This is a genomic window from Segatella salivae DSM 15606 (assembly GCF_000185845.1).
In the GTDB taxonomy this organism is placed as follows: Bacteria; Bacteroidota; Bacteroidia; order Bacteroidales; family Bacteroidaceae; genus Prevotella; species Prevotella salivae.
Genome location: NZ_GL629647.1, coordinates 563,416 through 564,771, shown reverse-complemented (window position 1 = coordinate 564,771; position 1,356 = coordinate 563,416). Strand labels below are relative to the sequence as shown.

Genomic DNA, 1,356 nt, shown 5'->3' with positions numbered 1-1,356 from the left:
GTTTCCGTGTGGAAGTTTACGGGAGTTCCTTACAGGATTAGGGCTTGGTTTTCAAAAATAATGCGGAATAGCCTATTTTGAGACAATTCCGCACGAAAAATCATGCTGTTTAGTTTTTACCAGACAGCAATATTTCAGAATCAAGCTTTTATCGTATTCTGCATGAAAGAGGTCTATTGGAACGTGTGGAGCATAATTTCGTCGTTGCAGCCGATACTATAATGAGAGGAGGTTTCATGAATCGTTGGACAATCTTACACCAAGAGATGTATATTTAGGCCAAGGGGAAGAAATTAAAAGGATAAGAGAAACAATAAAGCAAAATTCAATCAACAAAAGAATTTCTGATAATAAAAGAATGATATTACAGAGTAAATAACTATATTTGCAGTTGTGCACTTTTGTTTGACAACGTACAAGAAAAATCGAAAGGAGTAAAACAAGAAGAATGAAATATTTAGTTGTTATTTGCATGTTTGCCTGTTTTTTTATGACATCATGTATGATACAAACAGGTTGGGGTTATTTTGTACAAGGGAAAATAAATAATTACCAAGTAATCAAATGTTCTCCTAATAGTTCTTTGTCCCTGAGCAACATAGAGTCAGATAATAAATTATCTGACTCTATGAAAGTTTATTTTGTGCATAAAACCCTGTCGGATGTAGATTCTTTTATGTATAATAATTTTGAATATCATTTTCTATTAACTGGAGATACGATTCCTTTCATTAGAATTAATTCGTTAAAATTACTTGACCGCAAAGGAGCTATTCTTCCTACTTATCTATATTATCAATACTCATATAGTGTTAAAAGGGGTAAATTGATAGCAATAGAACAAATTCCTTTCGATATACCTCCACCTCCAGGTACCAATGGACGTTATAAAGTAATCTCTTTAGTTCTACACTCTGTAAGACCAAATTCTTCGACGCCCTTTCTGAAAGTAATTTGGGATATATCCATTGGTGATCAACAAATAGCTGATACGATTGAATATAGGTTTAAGAAATATTATGATATACGTCCAAAGATATTTTAAGATGAGAATATAAAATATGCAGCTATTATTGGGCTAATTGGAAAAAATCATTGAAACTGTTCCCATGTAATCTTCGAAACTGACCCTATGTAGTTATTTGTAACTTTTGTTATTAGCGCTTATCTTTTTGGGCTTCTCAATCATATCTTCTTTTGCCGGTTTATTACTATTATTTCTTTTTCAGACGCGTGCAGAAGCACGAAAATTCTCCATTTACTCTTTCTGAGTCGCTCAGAAGCACGAAAAAATTCCATTTGGTGTTTCTGTCATGTGCAGAAGCACGAAAAAGTTTCATTTGGTGTTTCTGTCGT

1 protein-coding gene is annotated in these 1,356 nt (G+C 33.1%); it reads left to right on the top strand.

What is annotated here, in order from left to right:
- Nucleotides 1–448: 448 nt before the first annotated feature.
- The gene (locus HMPREF9420_RS02335; protein WP_147625588.1) at nucleotides 449–1,045 is read left to right on the top strand and encodes a hypothetical protein; all 597 of its coding nucleotides are present in this window, start codon (nucleotides 449–451) and stop codon (nucleotides 1,043–1,045) included.
- Nucleotides 1,046–1,356 lie beyond the last annotated feature (311 nt).

What these genes read in the sequence shown, in the direction of transcription:
- HMPREF9420_RS02335 (WP_147625588.1), top strand. Translation starts at nt 449, where the DNA reads ATGAAATATTTAGTTGTTATTTGCATGTTTGCCTGTTTTTTTATGACA.